General features: G+C 62.9%; 21 protein-coding genes. 12 read left to right on the top strand and 9 right to left on the bottom strand.

All coding sequences use genetic code 11. The features are described 5' to 3' along the window. Position 1 precedes the first annotated feature (1 nt). A complete protein-coding gene (gene phnH, locus A3A9_RS0119495) occupies positions 2-613 on the bottom strand; it encodes a phosphonate C-P lyase system protein PhnH (protein ID WP_027060270.1) in 612 nt (203 codons plus the stop codon). Further along, positions 613-1074 carry a phosphonate C-P lyase system protein PhnG gene (phnG, locus tag A3A9_RS0119490; RefSeq protein WP_027060269.1) on the bottom strand — a complete coding sequence of 154 codons (462 nt, stop codon included), beginning with the start codon at positions 1072-1074 and terminating at the stop codon, positions 613-615. The genes phnH and phnG overlap by 1 nt, the downstream gene beginning before the upstream one ends. Before the next feature lie 112 nt (positions 1075-1186). Here phnG and phnF point away from each other — a divergent pair, with 112 nt between their 5' ends. Further along, on the top strand, positions 1187-1936 hold the full coding sequence (gene phnF / locus A3A9_RS0119485; protein ID WP_027060268.1) for a phosphonate metabolism transcriptional regulator PhnF: 750 nt from the start codon (positions 1187-1189) through the stop codon (positions 1934-1936). Between the two features lie 14 nt (positions 1937-1950). On the opposite strand, the gene A3A9_RS0119480 is transcribed toward phnF, so the two are convergent. The 6 genes from A3A9_RS0119480 to A3A9_RS0119455 all read right to left on the bottom strand — a co-directional run bounded on the left by A3A9_RS0119480 (position 1951) and on the right by A3A9_RS0119455 (position 9667). Beyond that, the gene (locus A3A9_RS0119480; RefSeq protein ID WP_027060267.1) at positions 1951-2967 is read right to left on the bottom strand and encodes a zinc-binding alcohol dehydrogenase family protein; all 1017 of its coding nucleotides are present in this window, start codon (positions 2965-2967) and stop codon (positions 1951-1953) included. A gap of 130 nt (positions 2968-3097) precedes the next feature. After that, the gene (locus A3A9_RS0119475; protein WP_027031130.1) at positions 3098-4063 is read right to left on the bottom strand and encodes an ABC transporter permease; all 966 of its coding nucleotides are present in this window, start codon (positions 4061-4063) and stop codon (positions 3098-3100) included. A 25-nt stretch (positions 4064-4088) separates the two neighbouring features. Beyond that, complete coding sequence (locus tag A3A9_RS0119470) at positions 4089-5612, bottom strand: sugar ABC transporter ATP-binding protein (protein WP_027060266.1); 1524 nt, start codon at positions 5610-5612, stop codon at positions 4089-4091. A gap of 157 nt (positions 5613-5769) precedes the next feature. Then, positions 5770-6765 (bottom strand): ABC transporter substrate-binding protein, encoded by a 996-nt coding sequence (locus A3A9_RS0119465; RefSeq protein WP_027060265.1) that lies wholly within the window; start codon positions 6763-6765, stop codon positions 5770-5772. A 335-nt stretch (positions 6766-7100) separates the two neighbouring features. Then, positions 7101-8099, bottom strand: coding sequence for an aldo/keto reductase (locus tag A3A9_RS0119460; protein ID WP_027060264.1), 999 nt, complete (start codon positions 8097-8099; stop codon positions 7101-7103). A gap of 62 nt (positions 8100-8161) precedes the next feature. Continuing rightward, positions 8162-9667 carry a UxaA family hydrolase gene (locus A3A9_RS0119455; protein ID WP_027060263.1) on the bottom strand — a complete coding sequence of 502 codons (1506 nt, stop codon included), beginning with the start codon at positions 9665-9667 and terminating at the stop codon, positions 8162-8164. Positions 9668-9916: 249 nt separating this feature from the next. Here A3A9_RS0119455 and A3A9_RS0119450 point away from each other — a divergent pair, with 249 nt between their 5' ends. The 6 genes from A3A9_RS0119450 (at position 9917) to gndA (ending at position 15867) form a co-directional block, all read left to right on the top strand. Continuing rightward, on the top strand, positions 9917-10819 hold the full coding sequence (locus A3A9_RS0119450) for a GntR family transcriptional regulator (RefSeq protein ID WP_027060262.1): 903 nt from the start codon (positions 9917-9919) through the stop codon (positions 10817-10819). A gap of 216 nt (positions 10820-11035) precedes the next feature. Then, positions 11036-11392 (top strand): DUF2946 family protein, encoded by a 357-nt coding sequence (locus A3A9_RS0119445; protein WP_027060261.1) that lies wholly within the window; start codon positions 11036-11038, stop codon positions 11390-11392. Between the two features lie 99 nt (positions 11393-11491). After that, entirely contained in the window at positions 11492-12037 is a 546-nt protein-coding gene (locus A3A9_RS0119440; RefSeq protein ID WP_027060260.1) for a copper chaperone PCu(A)C, read from the top strand. 39 nt (positions 12038-12076) lie between these two features. After that, a complete protein-coding gene (locus A3A9_RS0119435; RefSeq protein ID WP_027060259.1) occupies positions 12077-12595 on the top strand; it encodes a YcnI family protein in 519 nt (172 codons plus the stop codon). A 54-nt stretch (positions 12596-12649) separates the two neighbouring features. Then, entirely contained in the window at positions 12650-14287 is a 1638-nt protein-coding gene (locus A3A9_RS0119430) for a copper resistance CopC/CopD family protein (RefSeq protein WP_027060258.1), read from the top strand. Positions 14288-14439: 152 nt separating this feature from the next. Next, a complete protein-coding gene (gene gndA / locus A3A9_RS0119425; RefSeq protein WP_027060257.1) occupies positions 14440-15867 on the top strand; it encodes an NADP-dependent phosphogluconate dehydrogenase in 1428 nt (475 codons plus the stop codon). A 223-nt stretch (positions 15868-16090) separates the two neighbouring features. Here gndA and A3A9_RS0119420 read toward each other — a convergent pair whose 3' ends face one another. After that, positions 16091-17134, bottom strand: coding sequence for a LacI family transcriptional regulator (locus A3A9_RS0119420; RefSeq protein ID WP_027060256.1), 1044 nt, complete (start codon positions 17132-17134; stop codon positions 16091-16093). A gap of 404 nt (positions 17135-17538) precedes the next feature. On the opposite strand from A3A9_RS0119420, the gene A3A9_RS0119415 reads away from it, so the two are divergent. The 5 genes from A3A9_RS0119415 (at position 17539) to A3A9_RS0119395 (ending at position 22694) form a co-directional block, all read left to right on the top strand. After that, the gene (locus tag A3A9_RS0119415; RefSeq protein ID WP_027060255.1) at positions 17539-18795 is read left to right on the top strand and encodes an ABC transporter substrate-binding protein; all 1257 of its coding nucleotides are present in this window, start codon (positions 17539-17541) and stop codon (positions 18793-18795) included. A 175-nt stretch (positions 18796-18970) separates the two neighbouring features. After that, positions 18971-19867: a carbohydrate ABC transporter permease gene (locus A3A9_RS0119410; protein ID WP_027060254.1), complete on the top strand. Its 897-nt coding sequence runs from the start codon at positions 18971-18973 to the stop codon at positions 19865-19867. Then, positions 19864-20787 carry a carbohydrate ABC transporter permease gene (locus A3A9_RS0119405; RefSeq protein WP_027060253.1) on the top strand — a complete coding sequence of 308 codons (924 nt, stop codon included), beginning with the start codon at positions 19864-19866 and terminating at the stop codon, positions 20785-20787. Before A3A9_RS0119410 ends, A3A9_RS0119405 begins: the two co-directional genes overlap by 4 nt. After that, a complete protein-coding gene (locus A3A9_RS0119400) occupies positions 20787-21887 on the top strand; it encodes an ABC transporter ATP-binding protein (RefSeq protein ID WP_027060252.1) in 1101 nt (366 codons plus the stop codon). Before A3A9_RS0119405 ends, A3A9_RS0119400 begins: the two co-directional genes overlap by 1 nt. A 60-nt stretch (positions 21888-21947) precedes the next feature. Continuing rightward, entirely contained in the window at positions 21948-22694 is a 747-nt protein-coding gene (locus tag A3A9_RS0119395; RefSeq protein ID WP_027060251.1) for a sugar phosphate isomerase/epimerase family protein, read from the top strand. Positions 22695-22699: the final 5 nt, after the last annotated feature.

Below are 22699 nucleotides of genomic sequence, written 5' to 3'. Positions count from 1 at the left end.
GCTACGCCTCCATCGTCTTGATGCGCGTCGTGCGCGGCAGGCAGGCTACGCCTTCAGCGGTGGCGAGAATGATGTCGACGCCGCGCGGAAAACGCTTGGTGTTCTGCTTCCACTGCTCGACGAAGTGGCGCGGCATCTGCGCCGGCGCGATCGTGGCGCTGGTTTCGATGCCAGGACCTTCGAGCAGCAGCGGAGCGCCTGAAGTGAGGTCGCCGACCTGCAGGATCAGGGTGGTCGAGCGGTCGGGGTAATCCTGCGTGCCCTGTGAATAGCCGTCGAGCGCCATCATTTCAGCCGGCGTGGCGACAAATGAGAAATGCGCATCGGCTGGCGTGTTGGCCAGCGGCGCGCCGCTGTGGAAACCAAGCCAGGAGCGGATCGCGGCGGAGGCGTGCAGGGCCGGGTCAAGCCAGAGCGGCGTGTCATTGTCGCAGAGCGCCAGGGCTACGGCGCCGGCGGTCGCCGAGAGCGGCGCCGGCGGGCGGGCCAAGGCCGGCAAAGGCTGCACGCTACCCGGCCGCGCCATCGCGTCCATGACGGCGCGGAAAACGGTCTGGGCGTTGAACACCGGATCGGCGAAACCGCCCTCGATCGATTGCGCTGCGATATCCATCAGTCTTCTCCGCGAACCATGGTGAAGAAATCCACCTTCGTAGCCGCCGTCTCGCCGCGGCGTTTTTCATGGGCAGTGGTGAGCGCCGATCTCAAAGGCGCGATCAGCCTGGCCTCGACCTCGGCGCGGCGGGCAGGATCCTGCCACAGCGCGTCGGCGATAGCCGCCAGCTTGGCCTTCTGCTTGTCGCGGCCAAGCGCGTAGCAATGGCCGACCTGTCCGGAGGGAAGGCGGACGGTGGCGCGGGTGACGGTCGCCTCGCCGACATTGAAGGGTGCGCCGCCGCCGCCGATACGACCGCGCAGCGTCACCAGGCCGGTCTCGGGACCGCGCAGCAGTTCGGCTTGCGAAGGCAGGCCGGCCTCGTTCCAGAGCCGGACGATATCGTCGCCGCTCGATTGCGCCAGTGTCGCCATGGCGGCCTTGCGCTCGGTCTGGTCGCGGGCTTCCTGTCCTCGCATCAGCAACATTCCTCTTGGCTAAATTTGTCTATTGATATAGACAACTATACAAATTATACATATTACCTAACGCGTGTCCATGACGGGTGGATGACAGGGCTGGGGGCGAGTCATGATTGGGCAAATGGCGGCCGACAGCATCGAGCGGCGCAGCGGCGTGTCGCTGTGGCGGCAGATTGCCGACAAGATCCTGCACGGAATTGCGGTGGGCGACTTCGCCGAGAATGCCGCGCTGCCGCCGGAAGTGGCGCTCGCCGAACGCTATGGCGTCAACCGCCACACGGTGCGCAGCGCCATATCGGCCCTCGTGCAGGAAGGTGTGCTGCGGGCCGAGCAGGGGCGCGGCACCTTCGTCTTGTCGCGCAAGCGGCTGTCCTATCCGATCGGCGCGCGCACGCGCTTTTCGACAGGCCTGCAAGGGCAGACGTCGGAACGGCATATCGTGCTGCTCTCCTCATCGGTCGAGCCGGCCAGCCAGCGTGTCGCCGAGGGGCTTGGCCTTGGCAGGGGGGCCGAGGTGATAAGGTTGGAGACGCGCGGTGAAGCCGACGGACGGCCTGTGTCACGCGCCGCCGGCTGGTTTGAGGCCAAGCGCTTTGCCGGCATCGACAAGGCGATGGCTGAGACCGGCTCGATTACCGCGTCGTTGGCCCGTTTCGGCATAGACGATTATCTCAGGCAGTCCACCGTGCTGTCGGCGCGCCACGCCGATGCGGCCGATCTCGCCGACCTCGCCCTACAGCCGGGCGCCATCGTTCTGGTGACGATCTCCGTCAATGTCACGCCTGACGGCCAGCCGGTCCAGTTTTCCGAGTCACGCTTCCCGGCGGAACGGGTGGAGCTGAAGCTGTCGGCGCTCTAAGCGTCCGTCGCAGTTTATCCAATCTCGATCACAGCCTTGATCAGGCCGGATTTCTCATGCGCCCATCTGGCGAGATCGCGCGGCGTATCGGCAAGCGAGGTGCGGTGGGTGACGAGCTTGGCCAGCGGTACGGCGCCGTTGCGGATCGAGGCAGCGACATGGTCGAAGTCGGCACGTAGCGCATTGCGGCTGCCGATTAGCGTCATTTCACGCTTGTGGAATTCCGGGTCGGAAAAGACGATGTCGTCCTTGACGACGCTGACCAGCACCAATGTCCCGCCATGCGCGACATGGGCGAAGGCTGACTGCACCGAGGCGGTGTTGCCGGTGGCGTCGAAGACCACGTCGAAGCCTTCGCCTGATGTCGCTTCCCCGACCAGATCGGGTACCGCTCCGCGTGAGCCGTCGAGGGTCTGGAAGCCGAGTTCGGCCGCCGCGAAGGCAAGCCGTTCGCTGCTCATGTCGAGCAGCGTCACGTCGAGCCCGGCGATGCGGGCGAAGATGGCGGTGCCGAGCCCGATCGGGCCGGCGCCGATGACCAGCGTGCGGGCACCGGCATCAGCCCTAGCACGCCGCACGGCATGCGCGCCGATGGCCAGGAATTCGACGGCGGCGGCGTCGGCCAGCGACAGGCCATTGGCCGGATAGAGGTTTTGCGCCGGCACCAGGATCTTCTCGCACATGGCTCCGTCGCGATGCACGCCGAGCACCTCGATCTTGACGCAGCAGTTCGGCTTGCCGTGCCGGCAGGCGATGCACTTGCCGCAGGACAGATAGGGATTGATGACGACCGGTTCACCAACCGCAAGGTCGACGCCTTCACCGGTCTCGACGATCGTTCCCGACACCTCGTGGCCCATGATGCGGGGATAGGCGAGGAACGGGTGCTTGCCCTCGAAAATGTGGTAGTCGGTGCCGCAGATGCCGACATGGCTGACTGCCACCAGCGCCCAGCCGGCAGGCGGTTTTCCAGGCGCGGGACGGTCTTCCAGGACAAGGTCGCCGGGCGAGCGGCAGACGACGGCTTTCATATCTTGATCCAGTCTGTCTCATTCTTGGAGCAATTCCTGTGGGAAAACGCTTCACACTTTTCCTGGAATTGCTCCGATGAAATCGCCGGCCCCGCTTGTGTGGCGGTCCGGCGATTGATTGCTCGTCGGCCTACTTGCCGCGGCGGCGCAGCCCGTCGAAATAGACGATGATGATGATCAGCGCGCCGGTGATGATGCGCTGCCAGAACGAATTCACGTTGAGCAGGTTGGCGCCGTTGTTGATGGTCGCCAGGATGAAGGCGCCGAGCAACGGGCCGTGCACCGACCCGACGGCGCCGAACAGCGAGGTGCCGCCGATCACCGACGAGGCGATCGCCTGCAGTTCCCAGCCTTCGGCCTGCGTCGGGTTGCCGATGCCGATACGGGCAGCGAGCAACACGCCGACGAAGGCGGCGCACAGGCCCGACAGCGTGTAGGCCATGTATATGGTGCGCTGGACGTTGACGCCGGACAGGCGCGAGGCCTCGGCGTTGGAGCCGACCGAGAAGAGATACCGGCCCCAGCGGCTGTGATGCAGGAACACATAAGCCGGAATGCCGACCAGGATGACCATCCAGAACAGGTTGGGGATGCCGATGAAGGAATTGCGCGAGAAAGCCGTGAAGCTGTCGCTGTTGATGTTGATCGAATTGCCGTTGGTCATCAGCAAGCCGATGCCGCGCAGCGAGGTCAGCGTCGCCAGCGTGATGATGAAGGGTGGCAGCCCCATCTTGACGATGCCGAAGCCATGGAACATGCCGATGGCAACGCCGACCAGCAGCGTCGCCAGAATGGCAAGCCATATGGGGACACCGGCATTGATCAGCAGGGCAACGATAACGGTGGCGAAGCCGACGACGGCGCCGACCGACAGATCGATGCCGCCGGTGATGATGACGAAGGTCTGGCCGACCGCCATGATGGCGATCATCGAGCCCTGGCGCAGAAGATTGGCAATGTTGTTGCCCGAGGCAAAGCTTGGCGTCGCCAAGGAGAGGATGATCCAGAGCAGCACCAGCAAAGCCAGCAGCGTCAGCCCGAACAGGACGTTGTAGTTCCGCTTCGGTTTTTCTACCGGTATGACTTCGGTGCTCATGGTTCCTCCGCTTCTTCTTTTGTTGTTAGCCGATCGCCTGCGTCAGCACGTCTTCATGGCTGGCGGCGCGAAAGCCGTGGCTGGCCACCAGCCTGCCGCGCCGGAACACATGCAGCGTGTCGGCGAGCTCATAGACCTCCGGCAGATAGGATGAGATCAGGATGATGCCGGCGCCTTTCGACAGCAGCGCGCCGAACAGGCGGTAGATTTCGGCCTTGGTGCCGACATCGACGCCCACCGTCGGCTCGTCGAAGATGAACAACTTGGCGCCGTGCGCCAGCCATTTGCCGATGACGATCTTCTGCTGATTGCCGCCCGACAGACTGGAGGCGAGTGCGCCGCGCGTTGGCGTCTTGATGCGCAGATCGGCAATCTGGCGGTCGGCTTGCGTCTTTTCCTGCGCGCTCGAAATCAGCAGATTGTTCGAAATGCGCTTGTAGATCGGCAGGTTGAGATTGAGGCCAACCGGCAAATTGAGACACAGGCCCTGATCGCGGCGGCTTTCCGGCGCCAGCGCCATGCCGAGCTTGATCGCGTCATGTTCGGAGTTGACCTGAACTGGCTTGTCTTGCCACAGAATCTGGCCGGCCGACTTGCGGTGGCGGCCGTAAAGCGTGGTGACGAACTCGCTGCGCCCGGCACCGATCAGACCGTACAGCCCGACGATCTCGCCGGCGCGAACCGTCATCGAGATATCCTCGAAGCCCTTGCCGGAGAGATTGCGTGCCTCGATGATGGCGGCGCCCGGCGTGAAGTGCTCCTTGTGATAGACCTGCTCGATCGAGCGGTTGATCATCATCTTGACCAGCTCGGCGTCATTGGTCTCGGCGATGTTGCGGGTGCCGACCAGCGTGCCGTCGCGCAGCACGGAAACACGGTCGGCGAGCTCGAACACTTCCTCCATACGGTGGCTGATATAGATGATCGTCACGCCTTCGCCCTTCAGCCGGCGGATCAGGGTGAAGAGCTGGTCGGCCTCCTTGCGGGTGAGGTAAGCGGTCGGCTCGTCGAAGATCAGGAATTTGGTGCCGCGCACGGTGGCGCGAGCTGCCGCGATCAGCTGCTGCTGGCCGATTGTAAGGTCGCCCAGCGTGACATGCGCCGGCAGGTCGAAGCCGAGATCGTCGATGATCTTCTGTGCTTCCTTGACCATGGCGCGCTGCTGCAGGATGCCGAAGCGGGAGTTCTCCTCGCCGAGGAACATGTTGGCGGCGACCGTCAAATGGCGGCAAAGCACGACCTCCTGGTGCACGGCATTGATGCCGAGCGCCATCGCCTCATGCGGGGTCGCGAGCGCTGCCGGCTGGCCTTCCCAGATCACCTCTCCGGAGGTGCGCGGCATGACGCCGGTCAAGAGCTTGATGAGGGTTGATTTGCCGGCGCCATTCTCGCCGACGATGGCGTGGATTTCGCCTGATTTGAAAGCAAGATTGACCGGCTTCAGCGCGTGCGTGCCGGGATAGCGCTTCTCCAGTCCCCGCAATTCGAGGATGGTCCGCCCTGGTTCCAGCGCGGGGGCGGGATGCAGGTCCTGCGCTGTCGAAATCATGGCAATCCTCCCAGATTGGTCTCACGGTTGGCAGGCGGCGAGGCTGTTACAGACCTCATTGGCAGCCTAGCCCAAGGCAGCGGATTGCCAAGCCGTTTGTGCCAGAAGCTGATGTTTCCGGGGCGCGGGGCCCCGGAAACAGTTTTCATGCCGATGCTTACTTGAGCTTCGGGTTGAGCAGCGCGTCGATCTTGGGATCCTTCATATTGTCCTTGGTCACCAGATTGGCGCCAGTGTCGACATTGGCTTCGACCTTCTCGCCCTTCGAGGCGGCGAGCGCGGTCTTGATGCCGTCATAGCCCATCCGGTAGGGATCCTGGACGACGAGGGCGGAAATGACGCCGTCGTTGAGGAACTTGATCAGCTTCTCGTCGCTGTCGAAGCCGACCAGCGCCAGCTTGCCGCCAAGGTTGTTTTCGGCGACAGCCTGACCGACGCCCTGCGCCATGATCAGGTTGGAGGCGAAGATACCCTTGAGGTTCGGGTTGGCGGTGATCAGGTCGGTGGCGATGTTGAGGCCGGTGGTGGCCTGGCCGTCAGCGTACTTGTCGGCGACCAGCTTGAGGCCCGGATATTTGGCCTTGAGCTGTTCGGTGAAGCCCTGCTTGCGCTGTTCGAGCGAGCCGGCGCCGGGTGCGTTGGTGATCAGGGCGACGTCGCCCTCGATCTTGCCGCCATTGGCGGCGCCGATGGCGGCTGCGAGGCCGTCGGCGGCGACACGGCCACCCTGGACGTTGTCGGTGGTCAGGAACGAAGTGAAGGCCTTGGAGTCGGCGCCGGAATCGATGCCGATGATCTTGACCTTGGCAGCGGCCTCATCGATCGGCTTGCCGAGCGCCTTGAATTCGGTCGGCGAGATGACGATCGCCGCCGGGTTGCTGGCGACGGCGTTTTCGAGGATCGAGATCTGGCCGTTGACGTCGGTCTCAGCCTGGGCGCCAAGCTCCGGCACATTGACGCCGAGATCCTTGCCGGCCTTGCGGGCGCCGGCCAGAACGATCTGCCAATAGAAGGACGTGGTGTCCTTGACGATGATCGGAATGGTCACGTCCGCCGCCGAAACCGGTGCCGAATGCATGACACCGGCGAGCATCGAAGCTGCTGCCAGAGCCATGAAGGCACGGCGGTTGAGTATGCTGGTTACGAATTTCATTTAGGATCCTCCCTACGTCGCCCGGTGAACGTTACGAAAGCTCGGTTCGGATAGGCGTGGCCCAAACAGAACTTTATCAATAAAAAACAGTTGCCATGTTTTGATAATGCATCGACCCGGGCGATGCAAGCGGTGTTTCGCGCCGGTCCTCCCATGAGGGCGGACACGCATTCACACGCTGCTCCTCCCTTGGCGCTGCCAACGCGCCCGTTTCGTTAGCAGTACATGGAATATTAATTCCATGTACTCGTCAATATGGAATGTTCATTCTTTTGGCGGGGTCGCGGATTTGTGAAGTTGGACCTCTCATCGAGCCTGTCAAAATGGTGTCGGTTTCACGCCAGGTTCTGCACCACCGTGTAAGGACGATATCGCTGATATTCCGTCTCCGGCACATCGACGTCGAGCAATTCGAGATTGCGTGTCAGGTTCGCCAGTTTGGCGGTGCCGGTCAGCACAGTGGCGACCGTCGGCTCGTGCAGGGGGAACTGGAATGCGGCCGCCGCTAGGGGATAGCCACCTTCGCCGGCGATCTTCTCCATGGCGTCGACCCGGTCGAGGACATCGCGGCTGGCGGGTTGGTAATCGAAATGCGCGCCTTGCACTGGCCCGGTCGCCAATATGCCGGAATTGAAGACGCCGCCGATGACCAGCGATGTCTGTTGTTTCAGGCACAAGGGCAGCAGTTCGGCTTCCGCGCTACGGTCGAGCAAGGAATAGCGGCTGGCGAGCAGGATGCAGTCGAGCGGCGCCCGGCGCATCACGTCGAGGCAGATCTGGACTTCGTTGACTCCGAGCCCATAGGCGGAAATCGTGCCGGCCCGTTTCAGCTCCTCGAGCGCCTTGAGGCCACCGTCCATCAGCTGGCGAAAGTGCAGTTTGTTCTTCTCGACGCCGTGCGTGTAGGCGCCGATATCGTGGACATACAGGATATCGATCTTGTTGAGGCCAAGCCGCGCATAGCTGAAATCGACCGAGCGCATGATGCCGTCATAGGAATAGTCGTAGTCCAGCGCGAAGGGCAGCGGATCGACATAGGCGTGATCGGGTACCTGGTCTTCAGGCACCGGTCGGAACAGGCGGCCGACCTTGGTCGACAGCACATAGGAATCGCGCGGCTTGTAGCGCAGGAAATCGCCGAAGCGGCGCTCCGACAGGCCAAAACCATAGAAGGGCGCGGTATCGAAATAGCGCAAGCCAGCTTCCCAGGCGCCTTGCAGCGTCTCCATCGCCTGTTCGCGCGAGCAGGCCCGATAAAGGCCGCCGAGCGCGGCACCACCAAAGCTGATCTCGGTGACCTCGAGCGCCGTCTGGCCGATGCGGCGTTTTTCCATGCGCAACCTCCCCGTTGCCCGCCGACATCCGGCCCGGCAAGTCTACCAGATATAAGTCGAATCTAGAGCGTCGCGCCGAGATGCCAGGGCACGAACTCGTTGTCGCCGTAGCCAAAATCCTCGCTCTTGGTCTTGCGGCCCGAAGCCGTCTCGACGATCAGTTCGAAGATCTCGCGGCCCATGCCGGCGATGGTCTTTTCGCCCGAGGCGATGACGCCGCAATTGACGTCCATGTCCTCTTCCATCTGGTGATACATGGTCGAGTTGGTGGCGACCTTGATCGATGGCGTCGGCCGGCAGCCGAAGCAGGAACCGCGGCCGGTGGTGAAGACGATGACATTGGCGCCGCCCGCGACCTGGCCGGTGGCCGAGACCGGGTCGTAGCCGGGCGTGTCCATGAACACCAGTCCATTGCCGGTGACCTTTTCGGCATAGCCGAACACGCCGTTGAGCGGCGTCTGGCCGCCCTTGGCGACCGCGCCCAGCGACTTTTCCAGGATTGTGGTGAGGCCGCCGCGCTTGTTGCCGGGCGAGGGGTTGTTGTCGATCGAGGCGCCGTGTTTAGCGACGTGATCTTCCCACCACTTCACATAGCCGTCGAGTTTCTTGGCGATCTCCGGCGTCGCCGCACGATAGGCGAGCAGATGCTCGGCGCCGTAGATTTCCGTGGTCTCGGAGAGAATGCCGATGCCGCCGACGCCGGCCAGGATGTCGACAGCGGCACCCAACGCCGGATTGGCCGTAATGCCGGACATGCCGTCGGAACCGCCGCATTGCAGGCCGACGACAATTTCGCTGACCGGGATCGGTTCGCGCTTCAACTGGCCGACTTCCTCGGCGATCTCGGCCAGCACCAACATCGCCTTTTCCACCGATTTGCGCGACCCACCGGCGTCCTGGATGTTGAAATGCCGTTTGCCGGCGGCGACACCCTTTTGGCCGTAAAGGGTGAGCTGGTTGACCTCACAGCCGAGGCCAACCATCAGCACGCCGCCGAAATTCGGGTGGCGGGCATAGCCGGCCAGCGTGCGGTGCAGCACCATCATGCCGTCGCCGGTGGCGCTCATGCCGCAGCCCTGGCCGTGGACGATCGGCACGAAGCCGTCGATGCCGGGATATTTCGGCAGCAAGGTCCGGTTGGCGGTGTCGGCGATGGAATGGCAGACGGTGGCCGAGCAATTGACGCTGGCGAGGATGCCGATGAAGTTGCGTGTGCCGGCGCGGCCGTCGGCGCGGCGATAGCCCATGAAGGTTCTGATACGGTCGGCCTCGGTCGCATGCTCGGCCTCACTTGGCGGTACCACCGGCAGGCGGCCGGCCTCGAACACCAGATTGTGCGAATGGACATGCTCGCCGGGCGCAATGTCCTGCGTGGCGCGGCCGATCGCCTGGGCGTACTTCACAACGGCTTCGCCGGCGGCGATCGGCTTGATCGCCACCTTGTGGCCGGGTTCGATCAGCGCGGTGGCGGTGGCACCGCCCGGCAGCACTGTGCCGATCTCGATGCGGCCATTGGCAACGGCGACGTTGTCGGCGGGGGACAGAAGGATGGTGTTGGAGACGTTCACGGGCGGTTTCCTGGGTGATCCTGGGATGCGCGCGGATTGACACGCGCCTGATAAGAGTTAATGTCTTTTATCGTGAAAAAACAGTTTTGCGTCAATTGTTTTTTCGCGGCAGTTCCACATGCGCGGTGATGGTGCTGCAAAAAACGAGCAGGACTTCTGAGGAAGCGATTCCCGCTTTTCAGGGTCATGGGAACGTCATATTGCGCTTCAAGCCGGCCGCCGCAAGCGCCGGCATGAATGGGTCAGGGGATGTCGAAGAGCAACAACGTCTACAAGGACGCCTATAACAGGTGCCTCAGGATGCTTGACGAGACGCGCAGCCTGCCGTCGGAACCGGAACTGGGCACGTTGCTCGGCGTCAGCCGCACGACGGTGCGCAGCATCCTTTCGCGCATGGAAGAGACCGGGCTGATCGCCTGGAACAAGCGCGCCAAGACGGTGCTGCGCGACCCGCGTCCCGACGATTTCTTTCCCGAGGAAGAGACCGACACGCTGGCCGAGATCATCGAGCGCTCATTCATGCGCAGGCTGCTCGCCGGCGGAGCCGAAGCCGGCATGCAGATCAATGAGCTTGAACTGGCGCGCGAGATCGGTGTCGGCACCACCAGCGTGCGCGAATTCCTGATCCGCTTCTCGCGCTTCGGCCTGATCGAGAAGCGCCGCAACAGCCACTGGGTGCTGAAGGGCTTTACGCGGGCCTTCGCGCTGGAGCTGACCGAGATTCGCGAGATGTTCGAACTGCGCTCGGCGGCTGCTTTCGCCGCTCTGCCGCCGGACAGCCCGGTCTGGGCCGATCTCGACCGGCTCGAAGAGCAGCATCGTGTTCTGCAGCGCGACATCGCCACGCGCTTCAACGAATTCTCGGAGCTGGACGAGCGCTTTCACAGGCTCATCCATCGCGCCTCGCTCAACCGCTTCATCGTCGATTTCTACGACGTCATCGCCATGATCTTCCACTACCACTACCAGTGGAACAAGGCACAGGAGCGCGAACGCAACGCAGTCGCGATCGGCGAACATCTTGCCTATATCGAGGCGCTCAAATCGCGCGACCTCGGCAAGGTCGACACCGCTTGCCGCAAGCACCTGAAGTCGGCGCGCCAGACATTGCTGACCTCGATACCCGAAAGCCGATCCTCACAAAAGTCCTGAGCTGCGTCGCGAGAGCCGTGACGCAGCTCAGGTTTCCGTTTTATGCATGTCGTTGTCCCAAAACCGCTGCGCACTTTTGGGCGACATGCACCAATCGCGCCGCGTTGCCGCAGCATCCAATTGCCGATTTTCGACCTGCTGCGGCCATGATAGGTATCCTTCCGGGAATTACTTGAAGAGGCTGATGGCTTGAGCCGCCGAGGGAGACGCTGGAGCATGCCGGTCGCGCTTGTCGCGGCCTATCTGCTGTTGCTCCAGTCGACGCTCGGCGCATTCGCCTTCGGCATCGGGCCGAATGCTGCACAACTCGACGCTTTCGGCAACGTCATCTGCACCCGCGACGGCGCCACCCAGCTTCCCGGCGGTGACCAGCACCCGTCGCATCTGCCGGCCTGCTGCACGCTTGGCTGCAGCATGTTCTCATCGGCCTTTGCGCCGCCGTCGGATGCCGGGCTGGCCCTGCGCAGTCTCTCCTTTGAAACAGTCGCCTTCGTCTTTCCGGCGAGCATTCATCTCGACTTTGCGCGCGAACGCTCGCCGTCGAACCCGCGCGCGCCGCCGCTGGCGGCCTGAGCCTGCTTGCCCCGGCGGAACCTGTCGCGGGCGCACCCATCCAAAGATCAAAATAGCTCGCGACCGGCAACGGCGCGATCATCACTTCATGGAGCAACCATGTCCCATTTTTCCCCTGTAGCGGCGGGCCTTATGTTCAGCCGCATTCTGTCTCGCTTCCAGGAGCGTCTCGGCATGGCCGCGCTGGCCTTTGCGCTGTTGTTCGTTGGCGCCCAATCCGTCCTGGCGCATGAGTTCAAGGTCGGCGATCTCGTAATCGAGCATCCCTGGTCGCGCGCCACGCCTGCCGGCGCCAAGGTGGCCGGCGGTTATTTCACCATCGTCAACAAGGGCAGCACGGCGGACCGGCTGCTGTCGATTTCCTCCGATATCTCTGAAAAGGCCGAGCTGCATGAGATGGGCGTCAAGGATGGCGTCATGACGATGCGGCCGGTTTCCGGCGGCCTGGAAGTACCCGCCGGCGGCAAGGTGGCGCTTGCGCCCGGTGGCTATCACCTGATGTTCGTCGGCCTGAAGCGGCAGCCCAAGCAAGGCGAGAAATTCGCCGCCACGCTGACTTTCGAGAAGGCCGGCACGGTCAATATCGAGTTCGCCGTCGAAGGCATGGGCGAGATGGGCGGCATGGACATGGACCACGACAATTGATCGCGCCGATCCGCAAATTTTGAAATCTGAGGGACCATCATGAACAAGTATCTTTTGGCAGCCGGCGCGTTTCTCGTGCTGGGGACGAATGCCGCCTTCGCGCACATCACGCTCGAAACCCAGGAGGCGGCGGTCGGCTCGACCTACAAGGCTGTGCTGCGGGTGCCGCATGGCTGCGACGGCAAGGCAACGACCGCCGTGCGCGTGCAGATCCCGGAAGGGGTGATCGCAGTGAAGCCGATGCCCAAGCCCGGCTGGACGCTGCAGACCAAAAAGGGCAAATACGATAAGTCCTACCAGCTCTACGGTCAGGCGGTGACCGATGGCGTCAAGGAAGTCGACTGGAGCGGCGGCAATCTGCCGGATGAATTCTACGACGAGTTCGTCTTCCGCGCGACGCTGACGGCGGATCTGCCGGTCGGCCAAAAACTCTACTTCCCGGTGGTGCAGGAATGCGATGGCGCCGCCGATCGCTGGATCGAGATCCCGGCGGCAGGCCAGGATGAGGACGCGCTGGAGAACCCGGCACCCGGCATCAAGCTGTTGCCGAAGAAGTAATTTTTCTCGCGGCGCGCTCTGCTCGCTAGAGCGCGCCGCGTCCCAAGGCATGACATGAGCGCAATATCTTCCCTGTATATGGTCGCCTCGACCGGCAAGTCGCTGGGCCGCATTGCCGCCGGCCTGCTGACCTTGACCATGGCGCTCATCGTCATGGCATCGGCAAATCAGGCCTTTGCCCATGCCGCGCTGATCAACACCGATCCGACCGACGGTGCGGTGCTGGCGCAAGCGCCAGCGCAGTTCTCGCTGACCTTCAGCGAGCCGGTTTCGCCGCTGGTGCTGACGCTGGTGAAGCCCGACGGTACGCCGGTCGCGCTGACATCCTTCCGCCTCACCGACCAGACAGTCGAGATCGACAATCCGCAGGCGCTCAAATCCGGCACGCATGTGCTGAGCTGGCGCGTCATTTCCGCCGACGGCCATCCGGTCGGCGGCTCGCTGCTGTTTTCGATCGGCGCGCCAAGCGAGCCGCCCGCCGTATCCGAAGCGGTCGACTGGCCGCTGCGGTCGGCGATCTGGATCGGAAAGGTCTTTCTCTACATCGGCCTATTCCTTGGCGCCGGCGGCGCCTTCGCGCTTGCCTGGCTGGCCGGGGATGGTCGCGCCGGTCAACGCTTTGTCACGGCCGCGATCCTGTGCGGGCTGGTCGCGGCTGCGTTGTCGCTGGGTTTTCAGGGCCTCGATGCGCTCGGGGCGCCGCTCTCCCATCTGGTGCAGCCGGTGATCTGGCGGACCGGGTTCGGCACCAGCTTCGGTTGGACAGTGCTGGTCGCCCTGATCGCGCTGGGGCTCGGCCTGCTGTCGCTGGCCGGGCCACGCATAGCCGCCAGGCCATTGGCGCTTGCCGGCCTGGCCGGTATCGGCGTTGCGCTTGCCGCCAGCGGCCATGCCAGCGCGGCCGAGCCGCAATGGCTGACGCGGCCCATGGTGTTCGTGCATGGCGTCGGTATCGCCTTCTGGACCGGCGCACTGGTGCCGCTTGGTCTCGCGCTGAAACGCCAAACGGCTGACGCCGTCACAGTCCTGCGTCGCTTCTCCTCGGCAATCATGCCTGTCGTGGCCGTGCTTGCCGTGGCCGGCGTTGTACTCGCCGCCATCCAGGTGCAGACGCCCTCGGCCCTGGTCAGTACCGCCTATGGCCGGCTGCTGCTGGTCAAGCTCGCGCTGCTGGTCTTCCTGTTCACGCTGGCCGCCGTCAACCGCTGGAAACTGACCGCCTCGGCGGAGGCGGGCTCAACGGAAGTGCAACGCAGGCTGACCCGCTCGATATCAGTCGAAATGCTGATCGTGCTGGCGATTTTCGGTGTTGCCGCTGGCTGGCGCTTCACGCCGCCGCCGCGGGCCCTGGCGATCGCTGCGGCGCAGCCGGTCTCGGTCCACATCCACGCGCTGCAGGCGATGGCCGATCTCAGCATCACGCCCGGCCATGCCGGCCCGGTCGCCGCCTCGATGATCATCATGACCGGCGATTTCGGGCCGCTCGACGCCAAGGAAGTCACGCTGGTGCTGTCGAAACCCGATTCCGGTATCGAGCCGCTGAAACGCGCCGCGACCAAGCCCGGCGATGGCAGCTGGCGTGTCGACAACCTCGTCATTCCGGTGCCCGGCCGCTGGACGGTGCGCATCGACATCCTGGTCTCGGACTTCGAGATGGTGAAGATCGAAGCGCCGGTGGACATCAGGCCGTAATCCGGGGATGTGATACCGTTGTCGAACGGGCTGCACGTGCGGCCTACAGCAACACAATTCGGCGAGGCGGTTGACGCGGCGCGAAAGGCCCGTCAATCATCCCGCCAAATCGCGGGCTCCAACCAACAAGATCCGAAAGCAGGGAAGAAACGATGGAAAAAGCCGAAATCGGCCTGATCGGCCTTGGCACGATGGGTTCCAACCTGGCGCTGAACATTGCCGAGCACGGGCACCGCATCGCCGTCTTCAACCGCACAAAGGCGCGTACCGATGCTTTTGTCGAGAATGCCGGCGCGCTCAGAGATATGGTTGTCCCTTGCTACAGCCTGGAAGAGCTCGCCGCTGCTATCAAACCACCGCGCCCGGTCATCATCATGGTGCTGGCCGGCAAGCCGGTCGACGAACAGATCGAAGCCTTGCGCGGCGTGCTGTCGGCCAATGACATCATCATCGATGCCGGCAACGCCAATTTCCGCGACACGATGCGCCGTTTCTCCGAACTGTCCGATTCAAACCTCACCTTCATCGGCATGGGCGTGTCCGGCGGCGAGGAGGGCGCGCGCCACGGGCCGTCGATCATGGTCGGCGGCACGGAGGATTCGTGGAAGCGTGTCGAAAACGTGCTGACCGCCATCTCCGCCAAGTTCAAGGACGAGCCCTGTGCCGCCTGGCTTGGCACCGACGGTGCCGGCCACTTCGTCAAGACCATCCACAACGGCATCGAATATGCCGACATGCAGATGATCGCCGAGATCTACGGCATCCTGCGTGATGGCCTCGGCATGGGACCGAAGGAGATCGGCACCGTCTTTGAAGATTGGAACAAGGGCCGGCTCAACTCCTACCTGATCGAGATCACGGCCAAGGTGCTGGCTGCCGACGATTCGAAGACCGGCAAGCCGGTGGTTGACATCATCCTTGATCGCGCCGGCCAGAAGGGCACCGGCAAATGGTCTGTCATCGAGGCGCAGCAGCTCGGCATTCCGGCGACGGCGATCGAAGCGGCGGTGGCGGCGCGCGTGCTGTCTTCGATCAAGGACGAGCGGCAGGCGGCGGAAAAAGCCTATGGCAATATCGGCGTGGCCAGGATTTCCGGCGACAAGGACGCGTTGCTGCACGATCTCGAACTGGCGCTGTTCGCCGGCAAGATCGCGGCTTACGCGCAGGGCTTTGCCGTGATGAGCGGCGCCTCGAAGGAGTTCAACTGGAACCTGCCGATGCCGACCATCGCCAAGATCTGGCGTGCCGGCTGCATCATCCGCTCGCAGCTTCTCGATACCATGGCCGATGCCTTCAGCAGCGGCGGAGCTTCGACCAATCTTTTGATGGCACCGGCCTTCATCGCCTTGATGAAGGAGGCGCATCCATCGCTGCGGCGCGTGGTGGCCAGGGCAGCCGAAGCCGGTGCGCCGGTGCCGGCGCTGTCTTCGGCGCTTGCCTATTTCGACAGCTATCGCCAAGGCCGCGGCACCTCGAACCTGATCCAGGCACAGCGTGACTTCTTCGGCGCGCATGGCTTCGAGCGCATCGGCGAGCAGGGTGCGTTCCACGGCCCGTGGGGCAGCGGCGCTGCCGGCTAGATAGAAGTCAGGTGAGGCCGGCCTGCAAATGGCGGCTTCCTGCGCTTCCCCGTTCTACTGCGTCGCAGTAGAACTGAGCTCACGTACGAAAAGTACGCTCCGGCCTTCGCCGGCCGAAGCCGTCATAAGTCTCTCCGCTCTATGAAGGCTACGGCCGGCGTAGGCCGGTTCTCGGAAGCTACCATTTTCGATTCGGCCTGACCCGACTCTCAAGTCGGGTCAGCTATCGCCGATAAACCTGAACCTCGCCTGGTTTGCTCAGCGACTGCAGCGAGCCGGGCTCGGCGCCGCCGATCCAGCCGAGCACCGCGCGGGCGAGTTCGGAACCGGCGAGGCGGAAGCTCTCATTGACGACGAACAGTTCGCGCCGGAACAGATGCAGAAATTCCGACGACTGTTTCGACACCACGTCGACGTCGCGGCCAAGCTCCAGCCCGGCGTCCTCGATGCCGGCGACGATGGCGAGCGTCGAAGCGGCGGCGCTGCTGACGATGCCGTCCGGGCGGTCGTTGCGCCGCATCAGCTGCGCGGTGCGTGTCCTGATCTGCTCGATCGACTGGTCGATGGTGACGGTGTTGAACGGCACCTCACTGACACCAACCTCGCTGAGCGCATCGGCAAAGCCGTTCACCGTGTGGCCGTGATAGGTCAGTCCGACGGGCGGCGCCAGCAAGGCAAACCGCTGCCTGCCCATGCCGGCTAGATAGCGCACGGCCTCGTTGGCGAAGGCGTAGTTGTCGAAGTCATGATAGGGATGCACCAGCCCCATATCGGTGCGGCCATGCGTGGCAAAGGGAATGCCGCGTTCCAACAGGTAACGGGCGCGGGCGTCGTCGGGCTGCGTGCGCGAGATGATGATGCCGTCGGCCGAACCCGTCTCCACCAGATAGCGCACGGGGTCCATGGGATCCTGTGAGCGCGAATAGGGCGTGACGATCAGATGGTAGGGCGTGTCGGCGATCACCGAGGTGACGCCGTAGATGATGTCCGAGACGAAGCTCATCAGCTCATGCTCGGTGTTCAAGACCAGCGAGATGACATTGGTCTTGCCGGTGCGCAGGCGCACGCCGGCGCGGTTGGGCCGGTAGCCGATCTGCTTGGCGACGAGCTGGACGCGACGCCTGGTTTCGGCGCCGATTTCCGGGGCATCCTTCAAGGCACGCGATACGGTGGTGACGCCAAGCCCGGTCATGAAGGCAAGCGTCTTCAAAGTCGGCCGCCCTTGCGCCGACGTTTCGTCGTTCTTTTCCGTACGCCGTCTGTCCATTCGTCCCGCCCGTCAGGCGCATAGCAGCCGCAGGCCGGGCCGGCAATCGCCGCGATCTGCGGCTCGGCATAATTTCAGGCCCGGCGAGGCGTCAATAACCTGAAACGTTACAGATTGCCATCTCATGGGCCGACCGATGACTATGGCAGCAGACACGAGATCATGAATTCCCTTGAGAATCCAAGGCGAAACGTCACCTGCAGCGCTCGTTTGTCGACTTCCATGACCTGTTTGGCTGTTTTGCGCTGCGATAGCTCATATTGCAACGCACAACGGAGCCCTTGTCGACGCATTTTGTTCGCGCCTCGAAAAAATATCGAGCAGCTTCGGTGCCCAGGGTTGCGCCATCCGTTTAATTGCCGTATCGAAAATCTGTAACGTTTCAGATTCTGGGAGGAACCGAAATGCGATACAGAGTTTTGACCGCTGCGCTGGCTGCGACGGCCGCGCTGCAGTTTGCCTGCCCGGCCAATGCCGCGGACCTGGAAGTGATCCACTGGTGGACGTCGAAGGGCGAGTCGGCGGCGGTCTCGCAGTTCGCCAAGGCCCTCGACAATGATGGCCATGGCGACAAGTGGGTGGACAGCGCGATTGCCCTTGGCGAAACCGCGCGCTCGACGGTGATGCAGCGTGTGCTCGGCGGTGATCCTCCCGCTGCGGCTCAGTTCAATCCCGGACGGCAGTATGAGGAGCTGATTTCGGGCGGCAAGCTGCTCGACCTCACCGACATTGCTACCGCCGGCAAGTGGGATCAGGTCATCCGCCCGAAGGCGATCGGCAGCGCCTGCCTCGTTGACGGCCACTGGTGGTGCGTTCCGGTCAACATTCATTCGAATTACTGGGCCTGGTATTCCAAGCCGGTGTTCGCGAAAGCCGGGGTGCCGGAGCCGAAGAGCCTGGCCGATTTCATCGCGGCCGCGCCGAAGATCAAGGAGGCCGGCCTCATTCCCTTCGCCATCGGCGGCGACGGCAATGGCTGGCAGATCCAGTTGCTGTTCCAGGACATGGTTACCGAGGCTCTCGGTGTCGCCAAGCGCGACGAGATGTATACGAAGAAGAGCGCCGAAATTGCCGGCGGCCCCGAGATGAAAGGCGTTTTCACGCAGTTGCGGACCCTGAAGCAGTTCACCGACAATGGCTACGCCAACCGCAACTGGAACGACACCACCAATCTGGTGATCACCGGCAAGGCCGGACTGCAGGTGATGGGCGACTGGGCGCGTGGCGAATTCGCGGCCGCCGGCATGACCGGCGTCAAGGATTTCGGCTGCATGATCGGCTTGAACGAGGCCAAGCCGGTGGTCAGCACAGACGGCGACATCATCGTCTTCTTCAAGCAGAACAATCCGGATGTCGAGGCAGCGCAGAAGCGTCTCGCAGCCCTGCTCATCAGCCCTGAGGTTCAGGTCGCTTTCAACAACGCCAAGGGTTCGATGCCCGTGCGTGGTGATGTCGACATGTCCACGGCCGACCCGTGCATGCAGAAGTCGCTGAAGGCGGTGGAAGACCCGGCCAACATCGTCACCGCAACGAACCGGTTCATCACCGAGAACACCAACCAGCAGCTCAACGAACTCGTGGCGCAATTCTTCGCGGATGACTCCATGACGGCTGACGACGCCACCGCGAAGTTCGCCACCATCATCGGAAATTCCGATTAGGAGCCGATCACTCCGAGGCGCCGCCGTTACAGCGGCGCCTCGGTTCGCCAAGGAAGAAGCCTTGCGGTGGGCTGACAATCGCAGGGCCGGTGGCTCGGAACCAGGCCGTGCGAAAGGCTGACTTTCGCGTCGGCAGGCGGCCCAGCGTGTCGGGAGAAGTGGAGAAAGACCGACGATGCAGAGGAGCTGGAGACACAGATTTCACCTGCCCGCCGTCATCGGCACGATACCGATGATCCTCGTTGCTGTCGGTGTCTTCGTGATCGGTATCGGCTTCTCGTTGCTCTGGTCCTTCACCAGTTCCAAGCTGTTCCCCTCCTATGATTTCGTCGGCCTGGCGCAGTACAGGCGGCTTTGGGCCGATAATCGCTGGCTCGTCTCGGTCAACAACATCTGGTTCTTCGGCCTGATGTCCATCGCCTGCAACATGGTGTTCGGCTATTTGCTCGCCGTCTTCATGGACCAGCGCATTCGCCAGGAAGACCTGTTCCGCTCGATCTTCCTCTATCCCTTCGCCATGTCGCTGATCGTCACCGGCCTTGTCTGGCAATGGGTGCTCGACCCCAATCTCGGCTTGCAGGCGGCAATGCGCAATCTGGGCTGGTCGAGCTTCAGCTTCGCCCCTTTGGTTGATGCCAACACCGCGATCTACGCGCTGGTCGTGGCGGGCATCTGGCAAGGCTCGGGGGTTACGATGGCGATCCTGCTTGCCGGCCTGCGCGGCGTTGACGAGGAGATTTGGAAAGCGGCGAGGGTCGACGGTATCCCGACGTGGCGTACTCATGTTTCCATCGTAGCGCCAATGATGAAGGGTGCCTTCGCCACCGCCTTCGTTCTCCAATGTGTCGGCGTGGTGCGCGTCTATGACCTGGTCATCGCCATGACAGGCGGTGGTCCCGGCATCGCCACCTCGATGCCGGCCGTCTACGTCATCCAGCTCATCACGGTCCGCCAGAACGTCGGCCAGGGCATGGCTGCGGCAACGATGATGCTGGTCCCGGTGCTGGTCGTGCTGGCTTTCAGCGGACTTGTGCTGTGGCGGCGAAAGCGTCGACAGGAGGCAGCCACATGACCGCCGCCCAGCTCACCGCCCAAGAACTGACGGATCGCGCCGGCCTCGTGCCCTTTGGGCCGAAACCGCGCCGGACATCGGCCGGCCGTATCGGCATCTACGCGTTCCTGATCGTTGCGTCTCTCTTCTTCCTGATCCCGGTCTACATCATGATCGTGACGTCGCTGAAGGGGATGCCGGAGATCAGGCTGGGACATCTTTTCAACTTTCCGGTCGAGCCGACCTTTCAGCCCTGGGCCGACGCCTGGCTCCATGCCTGCACTGGCCGTGATTGCAACGGCCTCAGCCCTGGCTTCTACAATTCGGTGAAGATCACGGTGCCGAGCGTGGCCATCTCGATCATCTGCGCATCGATCAATGGTTACGCGCTGACCTTCTGGCCCTACAAGGGCGCCAATCTGCTCTTCGGCTTGCTCGTGTTCGGCGCCTTCGTGCCGTACCAGGTCGTGATCTATCCCCTGATCATCGGACTGAGCTCGGTCGGGCTGTTTGCGACCCTCCCCGGCATCATCATCGTGCACACGATCTTCGGCATGCCGATACTGACGCTGCTGTTTCGCAATTTCTACGCAGCACTGCCGGTTGAGCTGTTCAAGGCGGCACGGGTGGACGGTGCGGGGTTCTGGCGCATCTTCTTCTCCATCATGCTGCCGATGTCGGTGCCGATCACCGTCGTCGCAGTCATCTTGCAAGTCACCGGTATCTGGAACGATTTCCTGTTCGGCATCGTCTTTGCCGGCCGGTCCAACTGGCCGATGACGGTGCAGCTCAACAACATCGTCAACACCACCACCGGGGTGCGGGAGTACAACGTCAACATGGCAGCTACCATTCTGACGGCGGCGGTGCCTCTGATCATCTACTTCGTCTCTGGAAGATGGTTCGTACGCGGCATCGCCGCCGGCGCGGTGAAAGGCTGATGGATATGGCTGAGAATGGTACCAGCGTATCGATCCAGGAGCTGTCGCTGAACTTCGGTGCGGTGTCGGTGCTGAAGACGCTCAATCTCGACGTCGCCGAAGGCGAATTCATCGTGCTTTTGGGTCCCTCCGGCTGCGGCAAGTCGACCTTGCTCAACTGTGTCGCCGGCCTGCTCGATATCTCCGAGGGCCGCATCTTCATCAAAGGCAAGAACGTCACCTGGGAAGAGCCCAAGGACCGCGGCATCGGCATGGTGTTCCAGTCCTACGCGCTCTATCCGCAGATGACGGTGGAGAAAAACCTGTCCTTCGGCCTGCGTGTGGCCGGATTGCCCAAGGACGAAATCGCCAAACGGATCGCGCGCGCTTCGGAGATCCTGCAGATCGAACCGCTGCTGCAGCGCAAGCCGGCCGCCCTTTCCGGAGGCCAGCGGCAGCGCGTGGCGATCGGGCGTGCGCTGGTGCGCGATGTCGACGTTTTTCTGTTCGACGAGCCGCTGTCCAATCTCGACGCCAAATTGCGCTCGGAACTGCGCGTCGAGATCAAGCTGCTGCACCGCAAACTGCAGAACACCATGATCTACGTCACCCACGACCAGATCGAGGCCATGACCTTGGCCGACCGCATCGCGGTGATGAAGGGCGGCGTCATCCAGCAACTCGACGCGCCGCAGACCATCTACAACCGCCCGGTCAACCGCTTTGTCGCCGGCTTTCTTGGCTCGCCGGCGATGAATTTCATCGACGGCAGGCTGGAGAAGGACAAGGGCGACTGGCACTTCACCGTCGAGGATGTGCGCATTCCGCTTAGCACCTACGCCTTCGAGAAGGAACCGGTGCCGGGGCCGGCCGTGTTCGGCATCCGTCCCGAGCATGTCGCCTTCAACAGCGGCACCGGCTGGCCTTTTACGGCTGATGCAACTGTCGAAGTCGTCGAGCCGATGGGCTCCGATACGCTGGTCTGGCTCAAGCTTGGCAAGCAGAATTTCACCGTCCGGGTGACATCGGAGCGCACCCCCAGGAATGCGGATGCGGTGAGCATCGGCTTCGACCCGATGCGGGCCTCGCTCTTCGATGCCCAAACCGGCAGCCGCCTTTAACTTCCCCCAAAATCCACCCTCCAAAGCCCAACCATCCCCCAAGCAGAACGGACAAAGACGATGAACTGGTCATTCCAACTTTACAGCGCCCGCAATTTCCTGCCCTGGACAGGCGTGCTCGCGACACTTGGCAAGCTCGGCTACACGCAAGTCGAAGGCTTTGGCGGCGTCTATGACGACCCCAAGGCCTTCCGCGCCGAACTCGACAAGAACGGTCTTGCCATGACGACCGGTCACTTCTCCATCGATGCGCTGGAGAAGGATTTCGACGGCGTGCGCAAAACAGCCGAAGCGCTCGGCATCAAGCTTTTGATCTGTCCCTATCTGTTGGCCGAACAAAGGCCGACGGATGCCGCCGGCTGGCGTGGCTTCGGCGAGCGTCTGGCCAAGGTCGGTGAGGTGGCCGCGAAGGCCGGCTACGGTTTTGCCTGGCACAACCATGATTTCGAATTCAAGGCACTCGCCGACGGTTCCGTGCCGCAGGATCACATCCTGTCTTCCGCTCCCGGCATCGGCTGGGAGATGGACCTCGCCTGGGTGGTACGCGGTGGCGCCGACCCGCTGCCGTGGATCGAAAAGCACGGCAAGCGCATCGTCGCCGTGCATGTCAAGGACATCGCCAAGCCAGGCGAAGGACTGGACGAGGATGGCTGGTCGGATGTCGGCCACGGCACCATCGACTGGGCTGGCCTGATCAAGCTGCTGCGGGCCAAGAGCGCGGCAAAATACTTTGTCATGGAACAGGATAACCCCAACGACATCGAGCGATTCGCCCGCCGCTCGCTCGCAACCGTCAAGAATTTCTAGGAACA

The organism is Mesorhizobium loti CJ3sym (assembly GCF_000472785.1).
In the GTDB taxonomy this organism is placed as follows: domain Bacteria; phylum Pseudomonadota; class Alphaproteobacteria; order Rhizobiales; family Rhizobiaceae; genus Mesorhizobium; species Mesorhizobium loti_E.
Note: the sequence above shows the minus strand (reverse complement) of the source record. Positions and strands in the feature narration are given on the sequence as shown.